A 26536-nucleotide genomic window follows, 5' to 3' on the forward strand; every position below is an offset into this window, starting at 1 on the left:
CTAATGCCCCAATATTAGCCCAAGTCCATATAATATAAATTAAATCTTCATGTTCCTCTCCGATTTTACAATGCTCCCAATCAATTATAGCTTTTAATTTTCCTTTATTATCAAAAACTACATTAGGAGAACTTAAATCATTATGAACATAAACTTTTCCATTAAGATGTTTTTTAGATATTTCATTAATTTCTTTTAATGCATCAAGAACCTGATATATTTTTTCTAAAGGCATCATATAAATATACTGTTCTGTAGTTCCTTCTATATATTCATATATATCATACCCATCTTCATAACCATAATATCTTGGTACTTTATTATAATTATTATTTTGCATTAATTTAAGAAATTCATATTCTTTCTCATTCTTAGATCTGATCTTATAAATTTTATTTCCTTTGAATATGATCTTATTATTCTTTATACTTTTAGATTTGACAAATTTTTCTTCCAATCTTGAAAATTCTTCTTTGAGAGTATCCTTAATTACAGACTTTTTATATTTATCATTTCTAAAAATTAAACCAGCCTTATTATTCTGCTTACATAAGAAAAAATATAAATTCTCAGAATAAATTTCTTTATCTATATTATCTAATTTTAAATACTCTATTGATACATCTGCTGTATTTATTTCTTCTTCATATAGCTCTTTATATAAAAAATCATTATATTTGTTTATAAAAGAAATAATCTTATTTAATTTCTCCTCTCCTTTATATATCTTATAAATGGAATTAGAATTTATTATTCTATCAATAAATAATAAAATCATAATATTGAAAGAATATATTTTATAATTATTATCTTCATATAAAAATTTATTTATTGATAAACTGCCTTCTTCTAAAAAAAATAAATTAAAAAGATTATCATTTTTAAAAATTTCTAATATCAAATTTTCATACTTTGATATATCATCTTTAAATACATTAACAAAATTAAAAGCTCCATTTATAGTGATAGTAATATCATCTTTTTTCAATACATTATCAAATACTTTTTCAGAATATAAATGGAAATTCAATATATTTGTTAAATACTTAGGCTCTTTTTCTATTATAATATCAATAATAGAAAATATATTTTTGGCACTAAGATTATTTATCAAATTATTATCAATTAAATACTTAATACCATTTAATGATTTCTGTTCAATAATATAATCAGCTATATTTTTTTCATATTCATCATATACAGAAAGAATATTATCTTTTAATTTTAGTTCATCTAATAGCCCTTGATATTTTTGATAGTCATCAGTAAATGCAGTATATCTTAATCCTCTAGGTATAAAACCATTAAGCTCTTCGCTATATCCATTAATGATATAGTCTAGAGTAGTTTTTAATTTTCTCTCTATTAGAGGTATATACTCATATTTAAAATTTCTTTCACCTGAAACCATTTTAGAAAAATTAGTTTTTATAGTATCATAATCAGATTTATTTCCTTTTGTTTCTTTTATCAAATATAAAATTAAATCTTTATAATTAAGATTATTATTTTTTAATAATTCAAGCATTCTATTTTTTTTATCTGATTTATCCAAGTCCATATATCCTTAATATGTATTTATATTGATAATATAACATATATAGAAATTAAGTCAATAATAGTTGTCAAAAATATAATATAAAGTTGTCATTTTATATTGTTGACAAAATTAAAAAATATGATTAAATATCATTAAAATTGATTATAAGGTATACTATATGGATAAAAATATAGAAAATTTAAAAAATGATGAAAAATTGAATGATGATGAGATAAATACTTCAGGATTCGATGCTATAAATAAAACTTTTGATAAAATATATCCAAACCAAAAAGAACCTTTGCATTACAGACCTATAATATCATATCAACTTGGAGGACAGGATCCTCTTGACGGAATAAGTGTTTACATAGGAGAAGGATATTATCATTTTGTAACATATGGATTCAGTGAGCTTTATAAGAAAGAATCAGATAATAAAGAATACAGCGGATTTGGTTTTGAACTTACTTTCAAATTAAAAATGAATGATAATCAAATAAACAATAATAAAAATGATGATGCCCAAAATGATGAAATCAAAACAGTTATAGGTTTCTTACAGCAGCTTGCAAGATATGTATTCGAAAGCGGAGCTATTTTCAATCCTTATGAATATATATGGACAAAACAGAAAGAGGGAATAGATGCAAAACAAAAATCAAAAATTACAGGCTTTATAACTTTACCAGATGAAGCAGGTGAAATTGATACTCATAATGGAAAAGTAATATTTGTTGCATTATTGGGTGTCACTGACCGTGAACTTAATGCAATATATGAAAAAAAAATTACTGTAAGAGAATTGGCTCAAAAAATAGGAACAGATATTACAGACTACAATAGAGAATCTTTTATATAATTATTTTTTATATCCTAATTTTTCTGATTCCAGCAAATAATGTTTACTTTTCTCTGTGTATTCTTTCATCTTCTCTGCGGTAATAGTTGTTAATTTTGAATATTCATCATAAACTAATGATAAATAATAATAACTTTCAGCTAAAACAGAATTTGATTTATTATTTTTTATAGACTGCAAAAAATTATATTCAGCTTCTTTCAAATCTTTTACCTGTTTTTCTAATTTATATTTATATAGAGATGTTATAGCACTATTATTTAAAAGATAAAAATTCTTTTTTTCTATATTAAGTCCATTATTAATATCAATTTCAGCTTTATTCAAACTATCTATATCATTACAAATTTTATAATCCATTAAGTATAACCAGCCTCTATTTATATAAATAGATACATTATTATTATCTATATTTAATGCCTTATTATAATTATCTAAAGACATATTAAAATATTTCTTATCATGAGTGTTTTTATATTTTTCATTATAAAGATCTGAATATATAAGCAATGTACTCAAATCATCTTCATTATTATCAGAAACTACACTATTATAATCATTTAATGCTAAATCAAAATAATTTTCATTAGCAGTATAATGGTATTTTTTAGTATAAAGAACAGATCTGTTTTTCAAAGTATTAGTACTATTTTCTCCATTAAAACTATTAATATCAATGATTTTATTATAATCTTTTAAAGCCGCCTCAAAATATTTATCTTCTGATGTTTCTTCATATTTCTTATTAAAAAGTAAAGCTCTGCTCTTTAACATGGCAGTATTATTATCATTAAAACTCAATATTTGAGTATATATATTAATGGCATTATCATCATTTCCATTTTCAACCTCTTTTAAAGCCATTATAGATAATTCATTAATATTTAAATTTTCATCATTCTTATTTTTTTTAACAACATTCCAATATACATTGTCAGCATTCTTATTATATTTATAGTAATTATTTTTTAAAACTAATTTATCTCCATCATCATTTGTATTTATAGTTTTATCATCATCATTTAAATCTATAGAATTTATTTTATTATCATAATTACTGTCTTTATATTCAATATCATTAATATTTTTATCCTTATTAGTTTCAATAGCTTCTTTATTATCTCTAAATAAAAATAAAGATGCTATAAGAGTAAATACAGTAGCAGCAAATATAATACTTATAGTTCTTGTATCGATATTTAGTAATCCGCTATTATCTATAAATGCATTAAGACTGTTTATTCGAGGTGATATATATTCATCATATTTTATTTCCATTAAGTAATATAAATTTTTCTTTATATTATTTCTATTTAGAATATCATTTTTATTACTTAATTGAGTATTAGTTTGCAAATCATTTTTATATGAATAGCTTTTTGAATAGGTATTTGAGTTATATATCCAATAACATATTCCAGCAATCAATAAAATCAGGAACACAGTTATTAACATAATATTTTTCGAAGAGTATTTTTCTACTTCAGGTTCATAATTCTTATTAGTTTTTATAAAATTATGCTCTTCTTCCATACAAAAATCCCGATATTAGTAGATTATTTATCGGATTGCATTTTATAAAACAAATAAATTATGATAACTAAAAAGATTTTTTTTAAATCTTATTATTCTCGTAATATTCTTTAATCATATTAATAATTTTTTCATTGTTTGTATCATAAGTATAATCCAAAGCATTGTTTGAAGAATTATCTAAAGTATTAATATTAGCATATATTTAAGCAAAGTCTAAATTACATAAATATTTTCTCTCATAATTGCAATATCAAGTAGAATATTAACAGATTCATCATATCCATTTATTAAAGTCTGTATCAATGCAGTATATCACATATTATTTTGATGATTTATATCTATATCATATTCCAATATTTTATTTATTATATCTAAACTTTTAGAAAAACATGCTTCTATAAGAATACTGTTTCGTTCATTATTGCTCTTTTTTATATAAGACCATTTTTTTAATAAAGTGTCAAAATATTAAAATATCTCTGAGAAGCAGCCGCCATAAGAGCATCATATACGAAATTATTAACTAGATTAATATTAGCCATTTTGTATAAGTACATCTACTATATTTTCATGTCCATTAAAAGAAGCAAGCATCAAAGGAAATATTTTATCACTATCGAGTATATTACATTGATTCCATTATTTAATGACTCTACAACCCATTCATAATTGCCATACTCTGAATATATAAAAAGTCTATCATCATTTATATCACATTAATATTATCAATATAAAAATAAAGTATTTATTCATAATAATATCTGCCATGAAATGTATTACTATAATTAACTTGGACTATGTTAAATGTTTTTAAATTGACAAAAGATATGTATATAGTATAATAAAAATATGCTCACTACAATTATAATATTTATACCTATTATGTTAGCTTTGAGTTTATCAATATTTAGTATTTTTTATCTTTTCATAAGAGCAATGAAATTTATAATAGATAAATTATTTAATATAGATAAAAATTCATTAAATAAAATTTTTTTGATGATATTTATATCAGGAAGTATACTATTCACTATTTTTCATAATATTATGCTTATATACGATATTATATTAAATGGAGTAGAACTTCATACTTTTATTGATAAAGATAATCAGGTATATCTTTCAAATTTAATATTTTCAATTTTTCTTATATTAGAAAGTATAATAATTTCTTATATAAGCATATCAAAAAATAAAAAATTATTTAGAAATATTTCTTAAAAAATCAGCTGCTTCCTTCTGTTCTTTACGAATAGCAAATTCTAAAGCTCTTTCTCCGTCTTTATTTTTATGCTCTATATCAGCACCTGCTTCTATCAATATTTTCATTGTTTCTATATCATTAATACCAGCAGCAAACATCAAAGGACTTACAAGTTTGAAATTTTTGGCATTAACATCAGCACCTGCATCAGCTAATGCCTTTATTATATCATGTTCTTTTGTAAGAGCAGTATAAAGTAAAGCAGAAAATAAAGGTCTATCCCTCAAATTAACATCAGCTCCAGAATCTATCAAATATTTTGCAATTTCTACCTTTTTTTCAGCACATGCAAACATCAAAGCTGTTATTCCTGTTTTACTTCTAGCATTCATATTGGCACCCTGTTCTACCAAAAGTTTAGCTATATCAAAATAACCTTTTTTTGCACATATCATTAATACTGTAAATCTTGATTCTTCATCTCTAGCATCAACTAAAGTATTATCTGCCTCTAAACATTTTTTTACATTTTCAATATCATTATTTTTTACATATTCAACTATATCGGACATATAAAATCCTTATTAAATAATATTACTGCCATTTATAAGATTCTACAAACATAGTAGAGATTGATATACAAGCAACAGCCCAAATTAAAAAGAATATAACATTCTGTACATCTATCATACCCTTTGTAAAATCTGAGAAATATGTTGTTATTGAAATGGCATTCAATATCTTACTTGCCCCTGTAAACATTTCGCTAAGCCAATTGATAATATAAGCAAATATACCCATAGATACTCCCAAAATAGCAGCTACCAACTGGCTTTTTGATATACTTGTAGCAATAAGTCCAAGTCCTAGTATAGCAGTACCCAAAAGGAATAATCCTAAATATCCGCTGAATATTATACCAACATCAGGCTTTCCGAATATCATAAGAAGTATAGGATAAACAAAAGTCATAGCAAGTAAAGATACATATACAACTAATACTGATAAATATTTTCCTAAAACATATTGTAATGAAGTAATAGGAGCTGTCATTATAAGCTCAAAAGTACCTGAAGCTCTCTCTTCAGCTATAAGTTTCATACAAAGTATTGAAAGAAATAATATTGTAAAAAAACCAATATTATACATAGTGTTTTCCATAACTGCTAATCTGCTATAATAAATTTCTATTGTAAAAAAGTATCCAGTTAAAGCCAAGTATATAAATCCCAATATATAATACAATGGCGATACATAAAATGATTGAATTTCTCTTGAAAATACAACATATATATTTCTCATTTTTATATTAACCTCTCAATTAATTATTAATAGTTTCTTCTTCTTTCTGTAATTCTTTTTCATTAATAACTACATCTTTGATATATTTAGACTTATCAAAATCTTCATTCTTCTTTTTATCTGTAAAGTAAATGAATACCTCTTCCAATGATCTCTCTTTAGCTCTGATTTCTAAAACATCAAAATTATTATTAACTAAATGCTTAACTATTTTAGCCCTTGAATCGTTTCCTCTCTCACATTCTATAAGAATATCTCCATATGTATTTGCTTCAGCCTGTATAACACCATCAACCTCTCTAATGCATAGAAGAGCATCATTATATCTATCTGCCACTTTAAGTTCTATGTTTCCTCCGAGAATCTCCTTATCCATAGCCATTTTTAAACCTTCTATAGTATCCTCGGCTATTAATTCGCCGCTGTCTATAATTAAAGCTCTTTCACAAGTATCCTCAACTTCACTTAATATATGAGTTGATAATATAACAGTTCTAGTTCCTCCCAAGCTCTTTATCAAAGATCTTACCTCTATTAGCTGATTAGGATCAAGTCCGCTTGTAGGTTCATCTAATATCAATACTTCAGGATCATGTATTATTGCCTGTGCTATACCAGTACGTTGTTTATAACCTTTAGATAAATGACCTATTATTCTGTTTCTATATTTTGTAAGTCCTGTTATTTCTATAGTATTTTCTAATGCACTTTTTATATGTTTTCTAGATATCCCTTTTAGTTTAGCACAAAATCTAAGATAATCTATAACAGTCATTTCTGTATATAATGAAACATTTTCAGGCATGTACCCTATTCTTCTTTTAATTTCTATAGGATTATCATAAACCTCATAATCATCTAAATAAACATATCCGCTTGTAGCAGGCAAATAACCTGTAATAATACGCATCATAGTACTTTTACCCGCACCATTAGGTCCCAAAAAACCTACTATTTCTCCTTTATTTATAGTATATGATACACCTTTAAGTGCAAGATGTTCCCCATAATATTTAACTATATTATCAACTTTTATCATCAATAATCCTTTTAATATTTATTATAAATAAAAATTTCTATTTAAAGATTTATGTTTGTTAATTGTTATATTATCGCAAAATAATAATTTTTCAGTAATAAAAAATTATGATTTTGATTTGATATAGAAAAGAATTTTTAATATTATATTCAATGATAATAAAATAAAAAAGCCTGCCAATAAATAGACAGACCTTTTTTATTCAAAACTAAATTAATGTTTTTATTAACTAATCAATAATTACTGAGCAGCAGTATCGCCAGTATTTGCAGTACTTCCACCGTCGCCTGAAGCAGGTTTAATATTTTTTATAGCATCAACAGCAGCCTGTCTAACAACAACAAAATATTGATCATTCTGAGCTAAATCTATTAAATCGCTTAAAGCAGCCTGATCGCCTATTTTACCTAAAGCAACAGCAACTTCATAAACTATAGCTTGAGTTTTAGCTAATCTTAATTGGAAAAGTAAAGCAGCTACACCTTTAGAGCTACCTATTTCTCCTAAAGCCTGAGCAGCAGCGATAATATTAGAAGTTTCCTGTTCAGAATATAACATTTGAGATATATACTTTACAGAAGTTTCTGATTTAGCCGATTTTGCAGCCTGTAAAGCTTGATAACGAACCATAGAATCAGAATTTTGACGAGAAGGTGCATTCAAACCATAACTTACATATCTATTAATTGCATTTAATAAATTTTCAGAACTAGCACCTTTTTCACTCAAAGCTTTAAAGCACATAGCTTTTACTTGAGGACTTCCGCCTTCTATAGCAGATATTAAAAGTCTTTCATCTTGATTTGCCAAAGCATCTACAAAATTTTGTGTTAATTGTTCTCTTGGCTTATCGCCTGTAGTTGTTTCAGTTGTTGTTTCTTGAGCAAAAATAGATGACAAAGAAAATGCAAACATTAATGTTACAATAAATATTTTCTTGAGCATTATACAACCCCTTAATATATTAAGTTCTACTAATAATACTATTATTATTCAATAATTGCAAGTAAATTTAATAAATTTATAAAAAAATAATCATATATAAATATACTGTATTTTTCATTTTATACAAAAAGCAACATTAATAATATAATTAATTTTAATTTTTAATTAAATTAATATAAATTCTATGATAATCTCTTGCAAAAAGATGTATGTATTCTATAATATAAGTAACATAATATCATAATTTACTGGAATTGGAGAATATTATGAAAAAAATCATTAATAATATCAATAATATAATATTAGAAGAACTTGAAGGAATGCAAAAAGCATACTCAAATATAATTAAAGTTAATTACTCTCCTATATTTGTAACTAGAAGTGATAAAAAACATAAAGTAGTTTTAATTTCTGGAGGAGGCTCTGGACATGAACCATTACATGCTGGATTTGTAGGGTATGGTATGTTAGATGCTGCTTGTCCAGGTGAAATATTTACTGCTCCTACTCCTGACCAAATGGAAGAAGCGGTTAAAGCATTAAATAACAGTAAAGGTGCTGTATTTTTAGTAAAAAACTATACTGGAGATGATATGAATTTTCAAATGGCTGAAGATTTATGCAAAGCTGATGGTATTGATGTTAGAAGTATTATTATAGATGATGATGTATCTGTAAAAGATAGTTTATACACTATTGGAAGAAGAGGTGTAGGTGCTACTGTATTCTTTGAAAAGATATGTGGGGCATCTGCTGAGAGAGGTGATGATATAAATAAAGTATTAGAATTTGCAAATTATTGTAAGGAAAATGCCCGTTCTATAGGTATGGCTCTTACTTCATGCACAGTTCCTGCAGCTGGAAAGCCTACATTCAGCATATCTGATAATGAAATAGAAATGGGAATAGGTATACATGGAGAGCCAGGAAGAGAAAGAATGAGTATGAAAACATCTTATGAGATAGCTGAAATAATGATGGAGGCAATATGTTCTGATATACCCTATAAAAGCGGAGATGAGGTTATTTGCATGGTTAATGGTATGGGGGCTACTCCATTGATGGAACTTTATGTATTATATAATGATGTTATGAAAATAGCTGAAAAAAAAGGAATAAAAGTAGTAAGAAATTTAGTAGGAAATTATGTTACTTCTATAGATATGGCTGGTGCTTCTATAAGTTTGATGAAAGTTAATGATAATATAATAAAACTTTGGGATTATCCCGTTCATACTGCTGCATTAAGATGGGGAATGTAAATTTTTTAAACTTTTAATTTAGTTTATTCAATCGGAGTATAAAATGTATAACAAAGAAAAAATTAAACAGTGGCTCATAAATTTATCAAATACTTATGAAAAAAATAAAGATTATTTAACAGAATTAGATTCTGATATTGGGGATGCTGATCATGGCATTAATATGAACCGAGGATTTTCTTTTGTAAGAGATATGATTAATAATCTTGATAATAATGCTTCTATATCTTCTATATTCAAACAAACCGCTACTCTTTTAATAAAAAATATAGGAGGATCATCAGGTCCTTTATACGGCACTTTTTTTCTTAATGCAAGTATGGCTTCTTCAAATAAAGATGAATTAAATTTGAATGATATAGCTGATATATTTAATAAAGGAACTAATGCAATAGCAACATTAGGTAAATCAAAAGAAGGCGAAAAAACTATGCTTGATACTTTATTTCCTGCAGTTAATGCTATGAAAGAAAATTCAAATAATGATGAAGAAGATTTCAAAAAGAAAGTTCTGATTGCATCGGAAAATGGTATGAAATCCACTATAGATATCATAGCTACTAAGGGAAGAGCTAGCTATTTGGGAGAAAGGAGTAAAGGTCATCAGGATCCTGGAGCAACATCTTCATATATGATGATAGAAGAATTGATAAATGTATTATAAAAATTATATTAATAAGGATTTAATGTGGTTAGTTTAGTATTTGTTTCACATAGTTATCAACTTGCTGAAATTACAGCAAAATATATAAAAGAAGTTACCAATACAGATATAAAAATATCTTTTTCAGGAGGAAGTGGAGATAATCATCAGGAACTTGGTACAGATGCAGTTGAAGTTCTTAATGCTATAGAAAGTGTATATTCCAATGACGGAGTAATAATATTTTGTGATTTGGGAAGTGCTTTGATAAGTTCGGAACTTGCAATATCAATGCTTGAAGAAGAAAAATCTAATAATGTAAGACTCATATCGGCAGCATTTATAGAAGGCGGTATAAATGCTGCTATACAATCTTCTTTGGGTAAAAATATAAATGAAATTATTAGCGAATCTTTGAATAGTTTGACTCCGAAAATATCGTATATAAAAGATAAAGCTGATTATGCATATAATAGTGATATATCAGATGATTTAGAATTCAAAGATTATATTAAAGGTGAGTATAAAATATTATTAGAAAATGGTTTTCATGCTAGACCTGTTTTTATGTTTATTAATATAATAGCAAATTCAAAAAGCAATGTATATATATCTAATAAAACTAAACATAAACCGCCTGTATCTGCTGATAGTGTAACTAAAGTAACATTATTAAATATAGAATATGGCGACATAATGGAAATATATGCTAAAGGTCCTGATGCTGAACAGGTTTTGGAAAGATTTGAATATTTAGTTAATGGAAAATTTGAAACTAGAAATAAAACAAATAAATCAAAAGATATAGACAGCAATTACACAATAGTTTCTGAGGGTACTGTAAGCGGAAAAGCTATGTATATGTATTTTGGTATAAGTGTAAAAAAAGAGCATATAAAAGACAGTAATTTAGAAAAAGAAAAACTTAATGCTGCTATTGATAATGTAAAAAAAGATTTATTGTCTCAAAAAAGTATAATCGAACAGAAAAATTTGCAGAATAATGAATATCTTATATTTGAAACATATATATCAATGCTTTTTGATGATTATGTGTTGAAAGAAGTGTATGATTTAATAGATAAGAAAAAATATTCAGCAGCTTATTCTTACAATAAAGTAATGAAAAATATATTTAAAAGTTTTGATGCTTTAGATGATGGATACATAAAAGAAAGAAAATATGATATAGAAGATATATTACATCAAGTATTAAAATATTTATTAGATGTAAAAATCAATATGCCTGATGAAGATAATATAATACTTATAGTAGATAATATATATGCCTCTATTGTAACTGAAATAGGACAAAATATAAAAGGTGTTATTTCTGTTAATGGAAGTTCAGTATCGCATGCTGCAATATTATTAAAATCATTAAACATACCTTATGTTATATTCCCTTCTGCTATGCAACTTAAAGGAAAAGATATAATAATTGATACAAAAAATGAAGAAGGAAAAGTCATTTATTTAAATAAATAATTGTTTTACTATACTAACTTTATATTGTTTTATAAAGATATTATGGGGACAATTTTATATAAATTGGGAAATGACAATGAATCTCAACAACATAATCATAGTTGTAATAGTCGCTATAGTAATATTATGGCCTATTATGAAAAAGATAACAAAAAATATCAAAATAGAAAATTCTGATAGTATACATATAGCCTGTTTGTACGGTGATCTTTCAAAAATTAAAAGATTAATAGCCTCTGGAGTAAATATCAATTCAAAAGATTTCAGTAATAAAACCCCTTTGATGTATGCCGCTGAAGATGGTGCCATAGAAACAATAGAGTATTTAATAAAAAATGGTGCTAATATCAATGAAATAGATGTACGCGGTGATAGTGCTTTGATAATAGCTGTAAAAAATAACAATATAAAAGCTTCTCAAATATTGATAGAAAATGGTGCTAATTTAGAAATAAAAAATGAAGATTATAAAGATGCACTTAATATAGCTAAAGATATGGAATATAAAGAAATTATTGATTTTATAGAAAATAAAAGAGAAGATAAATAAATTATCTCTCTTATATATTTTATCTATATTAATTATTATTATTGCTTCTAGTTATATTCGTAGAACCGCATATAGGACAATGTGATACTGAATCCTCAATTATATCATCGATTTGTGTAATATCATCATCTTCTGATATATTAATTTCCTTATCATCTACTGCCCAAAAATTGGAGCAATCTTTACAATAAAAATGTATTAAATATTCTCTATAAGTTGGATAATTGCCTTCGATTTTTCTATATCCATCTATGATATTATCTGACATAATAACTCCTAGTAAATTTAATATAGGTAATTTAATATTTTTTTGTAAAAAGTCAATTTTTTAATCATATTTTAAAAAATTATAATAATAAAAAAGATAACCCCACATATAATAAAACAGACAAATAAATGTAAAGTAATATAAAATCTATTGCAATAAATTAATTTTAACGGTTTTTAATTCAAAAATATAATTTTTTTAACAATTTTCAATTATAAAATATAATTAACACATAAAAATATATTTACACAATATAAATATTATTTGCCTTATATTTACTTTTTAATATTGTAAGTAATTTTTTTTAAATATTGTAAAAGAACTTAACACTATTTTAATTATCGATTATAATATAAAAAAACAAAGAATTATCTATGAAAAACATTTTTAAACACATAATTTTATCAATCTGTAATAATTATTTTTGCGTATAGTACTTTTTCTAATGAAATAGTAATACAAACTAATCAGTTTCCTAAAAAAGCTCAAGATTTTATAAAATCTTATTTTCCTACTGATCTAATAGTTTAAAGAAGATCATATAAAGTTGAATTAGATAGCAGTGTAGAAGTTGATTTTAATAGAAATGGAGATTGTACTGATGTATCTTCAAAAAAATACTACATTACCTACTAAATTTATACCTGCTAATATATTAAAAACTGTTCAGAAAAAATATGCTCAAGTTGCTATATTAGAAATCGGCAAAGAATATTTAAACTATAAAATAAAATTAGTAAACAACAGAGAAATCTATATTGATAACATCGGAAAATCATTGAGTATAAATTATACTAATAACAAAGTACAATAAGGGTTAGCTTTTGCTAATACTTATTTTTTTATTTTAAATCATAAAAATACTTTTTGCCTCTAAATATATCTTCAGACAATATTCTTTGAGCATTATTTTCTTTATATGATAAACTATCTTTAGATACTTCTAGCCTTAATATTTTTTTATTATCATTACTATAAAAGCTATTATAAAATCTTATAATATTATCAGTTTTATCCTTATACAAAAGAGATATTATAGAGTTTGTATAATTAACCCTAGTATTAGCAGCTATAAACATAGGGATATTTTCAGGAGGAAATCCATCTTCTTCAAATTTATAATAACCATTTGTACCATTCCATATAAGCATTGGAGATATAGTATAGGAATCAAAAAAAACTTTCTTTATCTTTTCATCTATACTTGAATTATGTATTATTGTTTTCAAATACGGATAGAGATGATCATGTTTAAATATTATAATTGCATTAGGATATTTTTCTAATATTATATTTTTAGTATCTATTATATCCTTTGCAGATAAGGCGGAGTTTTCCATAGTTTCTATAAGTACAGGTATATCTCTTTTATCTATTTTGTCCATTAATCTTTTATTATTACCATATACATTCAAATCATTATCGATATGTCCTCCAGCATGCCCCATTAATGTAAAACCTGACACAAATACAGGCTTATCATAATCATTAGTCTTTATAAAATTTTTTATATTTGTAATTCCAATATTAAATACAATATCTTCCATTCCAATATTGGGAAATAAATAATCAAGATAATAAGTTACATCAGATTCTTCTAAAGCTACAGTATGATACCCATTCTCTTTCATCAAATAAGGCAAAGCTGTATATATAGGAGTTTTCTGTTTTTTGGGAAATATTGGAGAAGTACCAGTTAGTCCTGATATCCTTGCAAATAAACTTCCGTAGCTATCATTAGGTCCAACCTTTGTAGAATTGCTTGCCCATTCTCTGTATTCTTTGGGAAAAGGATCCTTATCTATCAATGGAAGGAAATGTTCATAATCATAAAAAGATTCCATGAATATTATAAACACATCTCTTTTTTCATTACCATCATATGGAAGTATTAAATTTGATATATCCCTTTTTGATTCTTTTTCTTTTAATAAATTATATGCATATTCTACATTTTCTTTACTAGCATTTACTTTTACAGATTTGTCATATGATATTCTATAACTTATTGTATTAATAATTCCGTACTTATTGGATATATCTGTGTAATCAATATATAAAGAATCAATTTTTATAGGTCTAAAAAATGATATATAAGTAACCAAAATTACTATTAAAGTCATTATCACAGATTTTTGAATATTTGTTTTTGATATTTTATAAAGTCTATATATAAAATATAAAGCATAAGCAAGTAAAAGTCCGAAATATAAAATAGTAGCAGAAACTGTTATAATTTTCATGTATAAAGGAAGTACCTCTATAAGTGAAGGATATAAATCAGGCATATCTGTAAAAAATAATGGTTTTGATTCAACTGTAATACCTATAGGCTCTATTGTGTAAAATGAAAATACAGAAACTATTATAAAAAAATATGAAATAAATTTCTTCCTATTTGATAGTATATAGGATATTATGGCAAATAAATAAACATACAAAATATCTATAATGCTAAAATCCATTTTATTTACAGAAAACATAGGAAATAACAATTGAGTTATAGAATAGTAAAGTACTATAATAAATACAAAAGATAGTATATAGAAAATATTCTTTTTAAATATATTGTTTTTCATTTTATCATCCGAAAGTAAAAAATACATTGTGAAATTATAATATATATATTTTTTTATACAATTTATTTTTTATAAATTATTTGTATAAAAAAATTATAACTAATGTAAAATACATCGATTTTATAATATATTATATTATGTTACTATAAGCTAGTAATATAAAGACTAGGAATAAAAATGAAAGCAAGCGTTAAAATATTCTTTGCTTTTACTTTTATTTCGTTTGCTAAAAGCGGATTAGAGTTATATATTTTTGTTCATCTTGGTATATGACTAGGAATTCATTATTATAATACTACTTCTTCCTATTTTACTAAAGATAAGAAAAATAAATATGATAGCATATAAGTAATAATGCAGTTACTTCACAAGTAGGTTTAGAAGTATGTATATTATTTCAGGCAGAATACAGATTAGAACTTAATAAAGATATTGATTTTAGTTTTATGATTGAAATATGATACAGTAGGGATACTTTTAATTATAGATTAAAAGACAGAGATAATGGTTCTATAGATTTAAAAATGCAAAATTACAGGTATACAACAATTCAATTATAAAATATTTTCTTTAGGTTTTGGTATTGAGTTTAGTATTATTATCAATAAGGCTGTAATAGTGATGATTTCAGTAAGAAAACTATATATAAAAAATATCCTTACTGGCATATGGGGATATACCGTTTTGAAATAGACAGCAGAATGAATAAATATACTGATATAAAAATAAATGAGAAGATATATGTTTTAAGATGCATAGCACTCATAAGAACAGCCGTCAATTCTCAAGAATTTATTAATAATGTAAGAGCTAATAAATCTCAATTACTTTCTTCTATAAATGATACATATAATATACATAAGTGATAAATGAGATCCTGATAAACTTGTTGCCTGAATACACTCTCCTGAATATGATTTTATAAATAATTTTTTATAAATCTATTGTATAAAAATTAAAATAATTATAATATTATTAAATTAATAATAAAAAAATAAAGTTGGTTATAATAATATATGAATAACATTGACAAATTATATGATAAACCTAGAGAAGAATGCGGAGTTTTTGGTATTTACTCAAAAGAGATAAAAAAAGATATACTAAAAACTTTAAACTATGCTCTTTATTCATTACAGCATAGAGGACAGGAAAGTGCAGGTATTACAATATCGAATTACAAACATTTATTCACATATAAATCTATGGGACTTGTATCCGATTTATTTTCGAGCAATATACCCAAAGATACTGAAGGCAATATAGCCATAGGTCATGTAAGATATTCTACAACAGGGGAGAGTAAAATAGAAAATGCCCAGCCTCTTGAAAATCTTTTTAGATTAGGACAAATAGCAATAGCCCATAATGGAAATTTAACTAATGCTGAAGAATTAAGATATGAATTAGAAGAGTCAGGTGCAACATTCAATGCCACTTCTGATACCGAAGTAATAATTAAACTTATAGCTAGAAAAACTGTAAATAATTTTATAGAAGGTATAAAAGAATGCATTAATATCATTAAGGGAGCTTTTGCTTTGGTAATAGTTGTAGACGGAAAACTTATAGGGGTAAGAGATCCTTATGGTATAAGACCTTTATGTTTGGGTACAAATGAAAATGGGGATTACTTTATATCTTCTGAATCATGTGCTTTGGATGCGGTAGGTTCTAAATTCATAAGAAACATAGAAGCGGGAGAAATGGTTATAATAGATGAAGACGGAGTAAAATCTTTTAAATATACAAAAGAAGATATCAAAAAACATTATCCTTGTGCATTTGAACATATATATTTTGCACGTCCTGAAAGCAATATAGACGGTATTAATGTTTATAATGTAAGATTTCAAACAGGCGTATTATTGGCTAAAAAGAATAAAGTTGATGCGGATATAGTTATAGGTGTTCAGGACTCAGGTACTATAGCAGCATTGGGATTTGCCAAAGAAAGCGGTATTCCTTATAGTATAGGATTAGTAAAAAATAGGTATATAGGAAGAACTTTTATTATGCCTGAACAATCTTCAAGAGAAGAAACTGTTAAATTAAAATTCAATCCGATAAAACATTTAATAGATGGAAAAAGAGTTATATTAATAGATGATTCATTGGTAAGAGGTACTACAAGTAAAATATTAATAGATATTGTAAGAAAAGCTGGAGCAAAAGAAGTACATTTTAGATCTGCTTCTCCTGTTATCAAAAGCCCATGCTATTATGGTGTTGATATATCTTCCCAAAAAGAATTAATAGGTGCTAAACTTTCTGTAGAGGAGATTAGAAAAGAAATTAATGCTGATACTTTGGAATATCTTACTATAGAGGACATGCTTGAAGCTTTGCATAATCATAATTATTGTATAGGATGTTTTACAGGTAACTATCCTACGGATATACCGAAAAAGATTAATTCTGAAAAGAGCTGTTAACATAACTTTAATTATATAATTATAAATAAAATAAAAATTAATTGACTTTTTTATTAATCAATTTATCATATAATAAAAGTCAATTAACGAGGTTATTATAAGTATGAAAGAAGTTTCCTATCAAATATGCACAAATGAAGAGGAATTGGTAGATGCTATAATTTCAGATAATGATGTTATTTATATAGCACATAAACTCGGAAATAAAATTTCAAATATCAAAAATACTGGTAAAATCGCATGGGGTGTTCTTATAGGAGGAGTTTTAGTTGCAGTTACTGCTATAATATCATCAAAAAAGTTTGGAAAAGATAAGGCATTAATAGCTTCTTCTATAGCAACTATTCCTTCAGTTGGAATAGCAATTATATATATAGGACTTCCTTCAACAATATCATTAATACAGATACTTATTTATGCTTATAAAAAAAATGATGGTATAAATGGGGCTAAAGATATAGTTCATATATTAAGAAACAATTACTATATAGCTGAAAAAGACAAAGAGAAACTTACACTCAAAAAAACTGCTGATGAAAAAGTAAAAGAAGTAAAAATAACAGAAATTAAACAAAAAGAAGAAGAATAAAATATTATAAAAAAGACTTTGCCTAGTATAAATATTAAGCAAAGTCTTTTATTTTTTTATAAATTATTAAGTCTATTCAAAACTTCTATATAAGCCTCTTCAATAGATCCTAAATCTCTTCTAAATCTATCTTTATCCAATTTTTTACCAGTTTCTTTATCCCAGAATCTGCATGTATCAGGAGTAATTTCGTCAGCTAAAAGTATTTCTCCTTTTGAATTCTTTCCAAATTCTATTTTGAAATCAACTAAAGTAATACCTATTTTATCCAAAGCATCTTTCAATAAATTATTAACTTTAGCAGTTACTTCATAAATATATTTTAATTCATCATAAGTAGCAAGTTTTAAAGCAACAGCATGATGATCATTTATTAAAGGATCTCCATATTCATCATTTTTATAGCAAATCTCAAATATAGTATTAGTAGGAACTGTACCCTCTTCCATTCCTAATCTCTTTGCCATAGAACCAGCTATTAAATTTCTAACTATTACCTCTAATGGGAAAATTTGAACCTTCTGACAAAGCTGTTCTCTATCATTTAGTTTTTCTATGAAATGTGTTTTAATTCCATTTTTTTCAAGCATCTTAAAAAGAAGAGAAGTTATCTCATTATTCATAACTCCTTTATCTTTAATAGAACCTTTTTTCTCACCATTAAAAGCAGTAGCATCATCTTTATAATAAACAATAATCTGCTCAGCATTATCTGTATAATATATCTTTTTAGCCTTTCCTTCATACATCATTTCTTTTTTTTCTTTGGACATATATTAACTCCTATACAGTTAAACTTTTTATATACTTTTATATTATACATCTTTTTTCATTATTTTACTATATATTATAAAAAAATAATTAAATATCAAATTCTATAGGCTTATCATTATCAGCAATAAAATCTTTTTTCATTTTTTTTCTATATTCTATAAGTTTATTTTTGATTTCAGGATATTTTAAAGCAAGCATCTCAACTGCAAGCATAGCAGCATTATAAGAATTATTAATACCGACAGTGGCAACCGTAATAGGTTTAGGCATTTGAACTATAGATAAAAGGGCATCCATACCGTCAAGATTACTAGCACTGATAGGAACTCCTATTACTGGAAGTACAGTTTTTGAAGCTATTACTCCCGGTAAATGAGCAGCAAGACCAGCACCTGCAATTATCACTTCAAAATTATTATTTTCAATATCTTTTATAGTTTTCTCAAGATGTTCTGGTACTCTATGAGCGGATAATACAAATGCTTTATACTCAATTCCAAACTCTTTTAAACAAGAAGCAGCTCCTTTCATCTTCTCTGTATCAGATCTGCTTCCAAATATTATAGCCACTTTCATAATATTCTCCTAATAATAAATTTTTTACTATATTATAAACAAAAATATACTATAGTGCAAATATATTATACAAATAGTTTTTATATAAAAAACAGGCTTATTTTTTTATGATATTATCCATATATTTAGTATCTTTACTTCCACATTTAGGTCTACCTAGAACAGAACCTATTATACCTCCTATAATAGGTTTTGAATGTTTAAAAAATATTTTACCGCAAATATATTTTTATAAAAATTAGACTTTGAAAAACTTCATTAAATCAACAAGTTCTCTAGCCTGTCCCATCAATGCCTCAGAAGCAGCTGTAGCCTCTTCAACTAAAGAAGCATTCTGCTGAGTAGATTGATCCATCTGTGAAACAGCTATATTTACCTGATCCACACCAGCCTGCTGTTCTACCGCCATAGCACTAATATCCTGCATAATTCTAGAAGTATCCTCTATTTTCTGTTCAATATCCATAAATATTTCTTTAGATTTTCTAGCAGTATCTGTAGCTGTTTTGATCTTATCATTAGAATCTGCAATTAATGCTGTAATATCTTTAACAGAAGTTTGACTAGTTTGAGCCAAATTTCTAACCTCAGCAGCTACAACTGCAAATCCTTTACCCTGCTCTCCTGCACGTGCCGCCTCTACTGCAGCATTAAGTGCCAATATATTAGTTTGAAACGCTATATTCTCAATAATCTTAATAATATCAGTTATTTTATTACTAGCATCATAAACAAGTTCTATATTATTAGTAGTAGCTTCAATGATTTCTCCAGCCTCCTGAACTGCCTTTTCAGAATCCTGCATCATATGATTGCCTCTAAGCGAATTATCTGCTGAAGATTTTATGGTAGAGGCAATTTGTTCCATAGATGAAGCTGTTTCTTCCAAACTAGATGCCTGCATTTCTGTTCTTGTAGATAAATCTGTATTACCCTGTGCTATTTCTGTAGTAGCATCTGCTATTTCTTTAGAACTGTCTAATACATTGACAATGATATCTCTTAAATTAGACATCATATTATTAAAACTTCTAAGTAAAGATGCAAATTCATCATTTCTCTTTAATAAGCTTTCATCTATTTTAGAAGTTAAATTTCCACTGGATATTTCTGAAGCTAAATTTACACATAATCCCAAATTTTTTCCTATAATTTTAGCTAAGAATATTAAGAAAATAGCAATAGATATACCAACCGATAATAAAACTATAAAAAACAATATAGTATCTTTTTTAACATTATTAGAAGCACTCTGTAATGCCATATTATTATTATTTTCTAACAAATCAAAGAATTGATTAATAGGTACCATTATTTCAGATACTCTTTTCTCATATTCATCACCATTAACTAATTCTATAGCTTCCAATTGTCTTTCTTTATATTCAGGAGCTATAACTCCATCTGCATTCTTCGGAATTGATTTTATTATATTCATAGCTCTCATTTCTAATTTAACTAATTCTTCAGATCTTTGCTTTGATAAAAGTAAATAATCAAACATATCTTTAGTAAAATTTAAATCTCTCATAATATCAGAATAAGATTTAGTTTCTCCATCTTGATACGGTTTATTTCCACTACCCAAATATAAAGACCAATATAATCCTCTATCATAATTTAAAGGTGCAGCTTTGTTTCCTCCTGATATAGCTATACAATCATTATAAGCTCTTTCATATTTTTCATTTCCTGTTGCCACATAACTTCTAATAAATTGAGTTAAATATGCAGAATTTTGCTGATATTGTCTTGCTATAGCTGAAGATTTTATGGTATTCTGATAAATATTACTATAATTAATAACACTTCTAAACATTTTGAATTGCAAATATATTAATAAGAAAGTAACCAAACATATATAAATACCAAATACAATGAATCTAGTTCTAATTTTCATATATAACCTCAGATAGTTTTTTATAATTCTCGGCATTATAAATTTATAATTAAAATACCTATATTAAAATATAATAAAATATTATATAAATATATAAAAATTAATATAAAATACTTGAATATTTTTATAATAAATTTAAAATGATTGAAATAAAAAATGGAAATAAATTATGAATGATAAAATATTAAATATAAAAATAGGATTTGCTAGTATAGTAATATTTAGAGATATATTAAAAACAAAAGTGATAAAAAAATTAATTTTATTTTTGGAAGTTTATGATGATACTAATAAAATAAAAGTATGCAATTATTACTCAGATTTCTTATATGAGCTTTTTAAATATAATGACAATATAGGAGATTATATATTAAAACAAATATTAAAAGACGAAAATATTTATATACATAAATGTACAAGAAAAGAAAGTATAAATAAAAATTTAGAAGAAACATTAAAAAATGAATTGGAGTTTTTCTCCTATTTATCATCTTTTGATTTCAGTAGTTTATTTGAATACGATCACTCTAAAAAAATATCACAATTAGAATGTAAAAATATAAATTTCTATGATATCTATATTTCACATATAAAAGAAATAGCAACAAAAGGTTATGGCATATTTTATAAAAACAATATGTTTACTTTAGATGATAAGAAAAATATAATACCTGCTAAATATCAGGATAAACAGGATATTAAACAGTTATATGGTTATGAAAGCGAGAGAAACAAAGTTATATCAAATACAAAAGCATTGTTATATGGAAAAAAAGCAAACAATATACTACTTTATGGAGATGCTGGTACTGGAAAAAGCAGCACTATAAAAGCTATTGCCAATATGTTTGCTGATGAAGGTTTAAGACTTATAGAAGTTAAAAAAACTCAATTATCATTTATAACTGATTTAATAGAAAAATTAAGTTTAAGTCCTCTTAAATTTATTATATTTATAGATGATTTAACTTTCTCATCAAATGATGATACTTTTACATATTTAAAAGCAATACTTGAAGGTGGAGTCAATTCTTTTCCTACAAATGTTGTAGTTTATGTTACTTCAAATTATAGAAATTTAATAAAAGAAAATTTTAATGATAGAACAGGTGATGATATTCATATAGAAGATACAATTCAGCAAATAATGAGTTTAACTAATAGATTTGCAATAGTAATAACTTTTCAAAGACCTGATAAAGATTTATTTATTGATATTGTACTATCATATGCAGATTATAATAAAATAAAAATGAATAGAGAAGAACTTATAAAACAAGCAGAAAGTTATGCTATAAGAAGTTCTGGAAGAAGCCCTAGAGCGGCAAAGCAGTTTATAGAAACTTTATTATAATCTATTTTTCAATGTATTTATATACTTTTAATTTATCATCTCCTGAAATGAGTTTAGCATCACTAGGTAAATTATTTACTATATCATTATAGGGCTTTGATTTTCCAGTAGTTTTTAATCTAATATTTTCTACTTCATAATATATAAAATAAGTTAATTTTGAATTATCATCTCTATTCCAATATAAATTAGGAAAGTAAGCTAATTTCATATTATCAAAATAATGTTCATCATAAGGTATTATTTTGAATGGTTTTCCCTCAGCATCTTTTGATATTGCAGTTAATATATTTCTAAATTTATTTTCTGTATAAGGAGCTTCAAATAAATTATAATATCTTACCATATGAAAAAATCCCATATTTACAGTATTTAAAGTAAGAAATACCATAATTATTAATAATAACTTATTTTTATTTTTTATAAGTTCATTAAAGAATATAATTATAGTTACAAAAGAAAAAGCAAATATACCATATAAATATCTAAATGTTCCCGGAGCTGATTTAAATATAAAAAATGCTAAACAAGTAGCTGGTATAAATAATAAATAAAATATAAATCCTTCTCTTTCAATAATGCCGACACTTTTTTGCATATTAATCTTTTTTGATTTTATTAAAAATATTATAGAATATATAAATGCTGATAAAGAAATAACAGCTGTAATTACTAAAAATATCATACCTATAACAAAAGTATTTTCATTAAACCAAAAATAATTTATAGGAGTAGAATTAGTTCCATACAAAACAGAAAGTTCATTAGTAGGAAAAATTAATATTGAATAAACTTGAGGCAATCCTTTAAAATTTGAACCGCTTTGCATATGAAGCATTAAATTTGTATTGAAAAATCCATTTTTTATTTCTGAAACTAAATAAGGCAAATATGTTAAAAATGAAATAAATACGCCTAATAAATGTGCTTTAATATATTTTAAAGTTCTTTTATATCTAATTATAAGATAAAAAATAGTTGTAGGCACCACAGAAAAGAATACTGCAATATGCCCCTGTGCCATTAATGCTTCTATTGGAAAAATAAGCATTGCAGATACAAAAATAAGTTTTTCATCATTATTTGATACATATTCTGAAAATACAATAAAAAGTATAAAAGAAAGCATTAAAGGTATATTAGGATTCCAAAAATCATTTGAAGAAAAAATAACATATCCATTTGTTAAAATTAATGCAGATAATACCGCACATAAATATAATGAAAATCTTCTGTATGTCCAAAATAAAAATAAAGCAAGTATGATCATACAAAGTACAATATAAATGATTCTAGCTCCCGTAAGAGAACTTCCTCCTAAAGTATAGCAAAACAAATAAAGTATATAATAAAATCCTCCAGGTATTCTGGCATAAGTATCATTATCAGTAACATATTCAGGATTCATTAATCTATTTCCAACAACAGGAATAGTTTTATTTTCATAATACTGCTTCATATCATAAAGATGGTATATTGGATCTATATAAAGAGCTGTTCTATTAAAAGCATAAAAATGTATAAAGACAGCCGAAACTATAGAAATTAATATTAAAACTATTATTATTCTTTTCACTATCTACTCCTTACGGTCTTATAAATTTTTCTTTATCTATCTTATAAATATAAAGTGTTGAATTATTTGTTATTAGAAGGGCATTAGTATTAATATAATTCATATAATTAGAAATACTTTCTAAAGATCTAGATCTGGATTCTGCTAAATTAATAATAATATAAAAATTAGTAGAATCATTAACTTGATTTATATTAATATTAGGAAAATATACCATAGAAATATCTCTATATAAATAATTATAACTTCCGCTATATACAAGTTCAATACTGACTTCTTTTTCATCTAAAACCGAAAGCATATTTTTAAGTTCCTTCTCACTTAAATCTTTCTCATAATATTTAATATATGTATACAATTGCAAAGCTAATACAAAAATATTAACAAATATTAAAATAGAACTTAAATAAAACCATTTATTATTAAATTTAATTATATCTGTTTTTTGTACCAATAATAAAAGTATTGGTACATATGATAATGCAAAAAAAGTATACATATAATGAATTTTAGCAAACTGTCCAGAAAAAAGATTTAATAATATTGTTAATGGTATAAGCATAAAAAATATAATCAGCATTTCAATTAAAATTCTTTCATTATTTGAAACAGCCTTATATTTTTTATTAAACAAAAAGTGCAAGCCTCTTATAATAGATACAAAAGATAATATTAAAGTAATTATTAAAAACAATACTCCCAATATACCTATAGGATAAAGATTAAACCAAAAATTAACAATGCTTGCAAATTTACTACCATAAAAAAAAGAAATTTCATTCGTCGGAAATATGGCTATGGAATGTATTTGAGGAAGTGGAAATTTAGTAAATCCATCTTTTACCAAAAACGCCATTTTTAAATTTGAAAAATTACTTTGTATTTCAGATCTTAAATAAGGTAAATATTCTAAAAAAGATATAAATACTCCTAAAATCCAATACATTATATATTTAAATGTACGTTTGTATCTAATTATAAGATATACTATCACAGTAGGAATTATTGAAAAAAATGCAAAAAAATGTCCCTGTGCTATTATCGCTAATATAGGAAAAATGAGAATAGAAGAAATTCTCACTATATTTTTTCTAGTATCATTCTCATTATAGTCATCAATATATTCAAATAAAAAGATAAACAACAAAAAACTAAATATTAAAGATAAACTAGGATTCCAAAAATCTGTACTTGAAAGAACAACATAACCATTACACAAAATTAATGGAGATATAAAGCCTGTAATAAATAATCCAAACCTTTTATAAATCCAAAATATAAAAATATATAAAATTGTCAAATTAAATATTAAATTTAATGTTCTAGCAATTAATAAATTTTCACCTGAAAGCTTATAAAATATAGTATAAAAAATATAATATGCCCCTCCTGGTACTCTAGGAGTTGTATATTCTTCATCTATTATTTTAGAAGCTATAAATCTAGAACTTGTAGTTGGTAATTTTCCGCTTTCATACCATTTCTTCATATCATAAAAATGCTGAACCTGATCTATGGAGATATATCTATTAGGTATTATATATAAATCAAGAAAAAAATTTACAATAATTGAAAATAATAATAAAGTAATAGGTATTATCGTATATTTATTTAATTTCATAAAAATCGTATTATGATTACTCCTTATACCAAATGGCAAGCACAATAATGTTCGCTTTCAACCTCTCTAAACTCAGGAACTTTCTCTGCACAAATAGCCTCAGCTTTAGGGCATCTGGTTCTAAATTTACATCCTGAAGGAGGATTAATAGGAGAAGGTATTTCACCAGAAAGTATTATTCTCTGTTTAGTTTTTGCAATAGAAGGCTCAGATATAGGTATTGCTGAAATCAAAGACTGAGTATAAGGATGCTTTGATTTTGTGTATAATGATTCGCTGTCTGTAAGCTCTACAATATTACCCAAATACATAACACCTATTCTTTTTGATATCTGACGAACTATCGCCAAATCATGAGCAATAAACAAATAAGTAAGTTTCATATCCTGCTGCATATCATAAAGCATATTAATAATTTGAGCCTGAATAGAAACATCTAATGCTGATACTGGTTCATCGCAAACTATAAACTCTGGATTAACTGCCAAAGCTC

The 26536-nt window shown here is 25.1% G+C and carries 26 protein-coding genes; 12 read left to right on the plus strand and 14 right to left on the minus strand.

What is annotated here, in order from left to right:
• On the minus strand, positions 1 to 1561 hold a 1561-nt coding region (locus Q1J76_RS04570), incomplete at its 3' end, for a phosphotransferase (RefSeq protein WP_300377909.1).
• Positions 1562 to 1718: 157 nt separating this feature from the next.
• On the opposite strand from Q1J76_RS04570, the gene Q1J76_RS04575 reads away from it, so the two are divergent.
• The gene (locus Q1J76_RS04575) at positions 1719 to 2402 is read left to right on the plus strand and encodes a suppressor of fused domain protein (RefSeq protein ID WP_300367458.1); all 684 of its coding nucleotides are present in this window, start codon (positions 1719 to 1721) and stop codon (positions 2400 to 2402) included.
• Here the strand turns inward: Q1J76_RS04575 and Q1J76_RS04580 are convergent, their stop codons facing one another.
• Positions 2403 to 3935 (minus strand): tetratricopeptide repeat protein, encoded by a 1533-nt coding sequence (locus Q1J76_RS04580; protein ID WP_300367460.1) that lies wholly within the window; start codon positions 3933 to 3935, stop codon positions 2403 to 2405.
• 939 nt (positions 3936 to 4874) lie between these two features.
• Here Q1J76_RS04580 and Q1J76_RS04585 point away from each other — a divergent pair.
• Positions 4875 to 5159 (plus strand): hypothetical protein, encoded by a 285-nt coding sequence (locus Q1J76_RS04585; protein WP_300367462.1) that lies wholly within the window; start codon positions 4875 to 4877, stop codon positions 5157 to 5159.
• Here the strand turns inward: Q1J76_RS04585 and Q1J76_RS04590 are convergent.
• From Q1J76_RS04590 to Q1J76_RS04605, 4 genes are all read right to left on the minus strand, one after another.
• A complete protein-coding gene (locus Q1J76_RS04590; protein ID WP_300367464.1) occupies positions 5139 to 5714 on the minus strand; it encodes an ankyrin repeat domain-containing protein in 576 nt (191 codons plus the stop codon). The genes Q1J76_RS04585 and Q1J76_RS04590 overlap by 21 nt on opposite strands.
• A gap of 22 nt (positions 5715 to 5736) precedes the next feature.
• Positions 5737 to 6444: an ABC transporter permease gene (locus Q1J76_RS04595; protein ID WP_300367466.1), complete on the minus strand. Its 708-nt coding sequence runs from the start codon at positions 6442 to 6444 to the stop codon at positions 5737 to 5739.
• A gap of 19 nt (positions 6445 to 6463) precedes the next feature.
• Positions 6464 to 7483: an ABC transporter ATP-binding protein gene (locus tag Q1J76_RS04600; protein ID WP_300367468.1), complete on the minus strand. Its 1020-nt coding sequence runs from the start codon at positions 7481 to 7483 to the stop codon at positions 6464 to 6466.
• 240 nt (positions 7484 to 7723) lie between these two features.
• Positions 7724 to 8428 (minus strand): HEAT repeat domain-containing protein, encoded by a 705-nt coding sequence (locus tag Q1J76_RS04605; protein ID WP_300367470.1) that lies wholly within the window; start codon positions 8426 to 8428, stop codon positions 7724 to 7726.
• Positions 8429 to 8694: 266 nt separating this feature from the next.
• Here Q1J76_RS04605 and dhaK point away from each other — a divergent pair, with 266 nt between their 5' ends.
• The 4 genes from dhaK to Q1J76_RS04625 all read left to right on the plus strand — a co-directional run bounded on the left by dhaK (position 8695) and on the right by Q1J76_RS04625 (position 12371).
• A complete protein-coding gene (gene dhaK, locus Q1J76_RS04610; protein WP_300367473.1) occupies positions 8695 to 9690 on the plus strand; it encodes a dihydroxyacetone kinase subunit DhaK in 996 nt (331 codons plus the stop codon).
• Positions 9691 to 9733: 43 nt separating this feature from the next.
• Positions 9734 to 10354: a dihydroxyacetone kinase subunit DhaL gene (dhaL, locus tag Q1J76_RS04615; protein WP_300367476.1), complete on the plus strand. Its 621-nt coding sequence runs from the start codon at positions 9734 to 9736 to the stop codon at positions 10352 to 10354.
• 24 nt (positions 10355 to 10378) lie between these two features.
• Positions 10379 to 11821 (plus strand): dihydroxyacetone kinase phosphoryl donor subunit DhaM, encoded by a 1443-nt coding sequence (dhaM, locus tag Q1J76_RS04620; protein ID WP_300367479.1) that lies wholly within the window; start codon positions 10379 to 10381, stop codon positions 11819 to 11821.
• Positions 11822 to 11897: 76 nt separating this feature from the next.
• Complete coding sequence (locus Q1J76_RS04625; RefSeq protein ID WP_300367482.1) at positions 11898 to 12371, plus strand: ankyrin repeat domain-containing protein; 474 nt, start codon at positions 11898 to 11900, stop codon at positions 12369 to 12371.
• Between the two features lie 28 nt (positions 12372 to 12399).
• Here the strand turns inward: Q1J76_RS04625 and Q1J76_RS04630 are convergent, their stop codons facing one another.
• Positions 12400 to 12639, minus strand: coding sequence for a hypothetical protein (locus Q1J76_RS04630; protein WP_300367484.1), 240 nt, complete (start codon positions 12637 to 12639; stop codon positions 12400 to 12402).
• Between the two features lie 601 nt (positions 12640 to 13240).
• On the opposite strand from Q1J76_RS04630, the gene Q1J76_RS04635 reads away from it, so the two are divergent.
• The gene (locus Q1J76_RS04635; protein ID WP_300367487.1) at positions 13241 to 13453 is read left to right on the plus strand and encodes a PepSY-like domain-containing protein; all 213 of its coding nucleotides are present in this window, start codon (positions 13241 to 13243) and stop codon (positions 13451 to 13453) included.
• Positions 13454 to 13481: 28 nt separating this feature from the next.
• Here Q1J76_RS04635 and Q1J76_RS04640 read toward each other — a convergent pair whose 3' ends face one another.
• On the minus strand, positions 13482 to 15218 hold the full coding sequence (locus tag Q1J76_RS04640; RefSeq protein ID WP_300367490.1) for an LTA synthase family protein: 1737 nt from the start codon (positions 15216 to 15218) through the stop codon (positions 13482 to 13484).
• A gap of 668 nt (positions 15219 to 15886) precedes the next feature.
• On the opposite strand from Q1J76_RS04640, the gene Q1J76_RS04645 reads away from it, so the two are divergent.
• The 3 genes from Q1J76_RS04645 to Q1J76_RS04655 all read left to right on the plus strand — a co-directional run bounded on the left by Q1J76_RS04645 (position 15887) and on the right by Q1J76_RS04655 (position 18242).
• Positions 15887 to 16084, plus strand: coding sequence for a hypothetical protein (locus tag Q1J76_RS04645; protein WP_300367493.1), 198 nt, complete (start codon positions 15887 to 15889; stop codon positions 16082 to 16084).
• 150 nt (positions 16085 to 16234) lie between these two features.
• Positions 16235 to 17653: an amidophosphoribosyltransferase gene (purF, locus tag Q1J76_RS04650; protein WP_300367496.1), complete on the plus strand. Its 1419-nt coding sequence runs from the start codon at positions 16235 to 16237 to the stop codon at positions 17651 to 17653.
• A 103-nt stretch (positions 17654 to 17756) separates the two neighbouring features.
• The gene (locus Q1J76_RS04655; RefSeq protein ID WP_300367498.1) at positions 17757 to 18242 is read left to right on the plus strand and encodes a hypothetical protein; all 486 of its coding nucleotides are present in this window, start codon (positions 17757 to 17759) and stop codon (positions 18240 to 18242) included.
• A 56-nt stretch (positions 18243 to 18298) separates the two neighbouring features.
• On the opposite strand, the gene purC is transcribed toward Q1J76_RS04655, so the two are convergent.
• Together purC and purE are read right to left on the minus strand one after the other, a co-directional pair.
• Complete coding sequence (gene purC / locus Q1J76_RS04660; RefSeq protein ID WP_300367501.1) at positions 18299 to 19015, minus strand: phosphoribosylaminoimidazolesuccinocarboxamide synthase; 717 nt, start codon at positions 19013 to 19015, stop codon at positions 18299 to 18301.
• A gap of 88 nt (positions 19016 to 19103) precedes the next feature.
• On the minus strand, positions 19104 to 19592 hold the full coding sequence (gene purE, locus Q1J76_RS04665; RefSeq protein ID WP_300367504.1) for a 5-(carboxyamino)imidazole ribonucleotide mutase: 489 nt from the start codon (positions 19590 to 19592) through the stop codon (positions 19104 to 19106).
• A 107-nt stretch (positions 19593 to 19699) separates the two neighbouring features.
• Here purE and Q1J76_RS04670 point away from each other — a divergent pair, with 107 nt between their 5' ends.
• Positions 19700 to 19834: a hypothetical protein gene (locus tag Q1J76_RS04670; protein ID WP_300367507.1), complete on the plus strand. Its 135-nt coding sequence runs from the start codon at positions 19700 to 19702 to the stop codon at positions 19832 to 19834.
• On the opposite strand, the gene Q1J76_RS04675 is transcribed toward Q1J76_RS04670, so the two are convergent.
• Positions 19831 to 21492 (minus strand): methyl-accepting chemotaxis protein, encoded by a 1662-nt coding sequence (locus Q1J76_RS04675; RefSeq protein WP_300367510.1) that lies wholly within the window; start codon positions 21490 to 21492, stop codon positions 19831 to 19833. The genes Q1J76_RS04670 and Q1J76_RS04675 overlap by 4 nt on opposite strands.
• Before the next feature lie 169 nt (positions 21493 to 21661).
• Between Q1J76_RS04675 and Q1J76_RS04680 the strand changes: the two genes are divergently transcribed.
• A complete protein-coding gene (locus tag Q1J76_RS04680) occupies positions 21662 to 22846 on the plus strand; it encodes an ATP-binding protein (RefSeq protein ID WP_300367513.1) in 1185 nt (394 codons plus the stop codon).
• A 1-nt stretch (position 22847) separates the two neighbouring features.
• Here the strand turns inward: Q1J76_RS04680 and Q1J76_RS04685 are convergent, their stop codons facing one another.
• From Q1J76_RS04685 to Q1J76_RS04695, 3 genes are all read right to left on the minus strand, one after another.
• Positions 22848 to 24422 (minus strand): ArnT family glycosyltransferase, encoded by a 1575-nt coding sequence (locus tag Q1J76_RS04685; protein ID WP_300367516.1) that lies wholly within the window; start codon positions 24420 to 24422, stop codon positions 22848 to 22850.
• A 10-nt stretch (positions 24423 to 24432) separates the two neighbouring features.
• Positions 24433 to 26043, minus strand: a complete 1611-nt coding sequence (locus tag Q1J76_RS04690; protein ID WP_300367519.1) for a hypothetical protein — start codon at positions 26041 to 26043, stop codon at positions 24433 to 24435.
• 23 nt (positions 26044 to 26066) lie between these two features.
• Positions 26067 to 26536, minus strand: a 470-nt coding sequence (locus Q1J76_RS04695) for an oligopeptide/dipeptide ABC transporter ATP-binding protein (protein WP_300367522.1), incomplete at its 5' end; no start/stop codon positions are given.

It is taken from the genome of Brachyspira sp., from assembly GCF_029258575.1.
GTDB lineage: Bacteria > Spirochaetota > Brachyspiria > Brachyspirales > Brachyspiraceae > Brachyspira.